At 59.1% G+C, this 2,500-nt stretch carries 3 pseudogenes; all 3 read right to left on the reverse strand.

Annotated elements, in window-relative coordinates:
* Positions 1 to 104: 104 nt before the first annotated feature.
* A pseudogene (gene istA, locus JMY24_RS37870) lies at positions 105 to 878 on the reverse strand (IS21 family transposase); the annotation flags it as partial.
* A 340-nt stretch (positions 879 to 1,218) separates the two neighbouring features.
* Positions 1,219 to 2,217, reverse strand: a pseudogene (locus JMY24_RS37875) (IS30 family transposase).
* Positions 2,218 to 2,288: 71 nt separating this feature from the next.
* Positions 2,289 to 2,447: pseudogene (locus JMY24_RS39540) on the reverse strand (helix-turn-helix domain-containing protein); the annotation flags it as partial.
* Positions 2,448 to 2,500 lie beyond the last annotated feature (53 nt).

Consider the following 2,500-nt stretch of genomic DNA (forward strand, 5'->3'; position numbering starts at 1 on the left):
CCGGCGACGTCAAACTGATCAAAGGCGCAGGCAGTCGATACGGCGGCAGGCCGCCCCGTCTAATTCCCGCTCAACAAACCGAACAAGGTGCATTATGAAGTCAACGCCTTGTCCTGTGGCTTGCGCGGCCGTGCCGGCAGCATCGCGGTTGCGTAGTGATTCACGAAGTCCTGCGCGGTTCGGCCGAGACCGGGCTCGTAGCGGTCCGGCTTCGCAATCAGCGCTCGGGGATTATCCGGGACGAGCAACTCGGGTACACCGCCATAGAATTCCATCGCGTCGATCAGTCCGCCGATCCAGTCCGACGTTGTCTCCGAGCGCGTGGCACAGGCATACGTGTAGTTCGATGCGCCGAGCACCGCGACGAAGATGTGCGCTTCAAACGCGATGCCGCCGGCGCGATCGAGGATCGGCATGGTCTGTCCGGCGAAATCGGCGAACAGCTTCTCGCCCGCGCGATGCTGCTGGCGCATCGAACGCGTGAGTGTCTGTGCCCAGTCCTTGTAACGCCGCCAGAACTGCGTATAGCCGTACGTGCGGCCGCCGGGATGGGACTCGACGTACTCCTCCCACAGCAGTTGCAGCGTGACGCCTTTGCGGCGCAGTTCCCGGTGAATGACGCTGCAATCCGGTTCGATCCGCTTCGACGGATCCGGCGACGATGTCGGCGACAGCACACGCCGTTCAAGCTCATCCTCCTCCAGTGGCTCAATCGCCGCCCAGTCGAGTCCTGCTGCTGCGGCAAGCTGAAGATACTGCGTGATAGTCGCAAGGCCGACGCCGAGCGCGCCCTGCACCTGGCGGTGTGTGAGATTGCAAGCCAGCTTCAGGCGAAGCACTTCCTTGATTCTGCGCATGGTTGTCCGGTGAGCCGGCATCGTCAATATCTCCCAAAGGGAGCTACCTTAATGCCGACGGATTGATCCATACGCAGCACCGCCAACCTGAAACTGACGATCCGCTTCGCTTTGCCGAACGCTGGTTTCGGGAATCCGAACAGGCATTTCGGCAAACCGAACAGCCGTTTCAGAACACCAGCGTTCTCGTTCGGTTTCAACCGAAATGCGTGTTCGTCATCCAGCAAAGACCTTGTTCGGCTTCAACCGAATCGCCTGTTCGGCTTCGCCGAAATACGCAATGCCTGCATACCGAACTGTTTGAGGAGCTTCTGATAGGCGCGGGCGCAGTACTGGGCGGATTCAACCGGTCGTCGCAACACTACATTGTTGAACAGATTTTAGGTATTTGTCCAAGGCCTCCGCAGGCGTCTTCCGACCGAGTGTTTTCCGGGGCCTGGTATTCAATGTTAGCAACGGCCTGGATCTCGCGAGCACTCCACCGGGACAGGTCTGTGCCCTTTGGAAAGTATTGTCGTAAAAGGCCATTGGTGTTTTCGTTCGTACCACGCTGCCATGGGCTGTGCGGGTCAGCGAAGAACACCTTCACGCCGGACTCGATCGTGAAGCGGGCGTGATCGGACAGCTCCTTGCCATGATCCCAGGTCAATGATCGCCACAACTGAGCAGGCGTCCGCCACGGTTTTCTTGAGTGCGTTGGCCATCGTGACAGCTCCATAGCCGGCCAGCGCAGGCCCGTTTTTCGTGCGTGGAATTAGCCCATAGCCTTCTCGCGAGGTAAGTGCACGAGCATCGTAAAGCGGCTTGATCTTTCCACCAACGTCCCGATGGCTGATCGGTTTAAGCCGATAATCAGGTCACCCTCCCCATGGCCTGGCACAGCACGATCTTGCACCTCTGCAGGCCGGCTGGAAATCATCACCTCCTCGCTGACGTGCGCCCACGCCCTGGCGCGCGCTCTCGCTCGGGGAACGCGCAACGCGCGCCCGGTGCGAAGGCAACCCACCAGCTCGCGCTTGAGCGCTCCGCGCCCTTGAATATAGAGCGCTTGATAAATGGCTTCGTGAGAGATGCGCATAGATTCATCATCCGGGAAATCAGCCTGCAATCGATTGGCAATCTGTTCAGGTGACCAGCCGTTGACCCGCTTTCGGTCACCGCGATGTGGTTCATTGCGCCCTTTGAACGGTGCCTGCCTGGGCCCCGCAATTTGACGACCATCAGCGTCATGTACTTGCCCTCCAGGCGCTCCTGTACGTATTGGCGCAGCGGTGCGTTCGTCGCCAGCTTCGCTGCCTTTGGTCGTTTGGCGAACCGTTCCGCCTTCCACTGCGCGACCGAAGCACGATACTCGAGGCACCCACCACGGGTTGCCGCATTGCGTTTGAGTTCCCGCGAAACGGTGGACGGACTGCGTCCAAGACGCCGGGCAATCTCGCGTACCCCAAGACCTTGTACAGAGAGCAACGCTATATCTTCCCGCTCAGCGAACGACAAGTATCGACCTGCGATAGGTTTCGACATGAAGTGGCTGGAGCGGCCCCTTGAATCACCGGACACAGTCTCCCGCTTAAAATAACGGGTAGGCATATGACTGTGTTTTTGACTAACAACAAGCAAGAAGTGATGGAAGTGTTGACGGG

The organism is Paraburkholderia kirstenboschensis (assembly GCF_904848585.1).
GTDB classification, from domain to species: Bacteria; Pseudomonadota; Gammaproteobacteria; order Burkholderiales; family Burkholderiaceae; genus Paraburkholderia; species Paraburkholderia kirstenboschensis.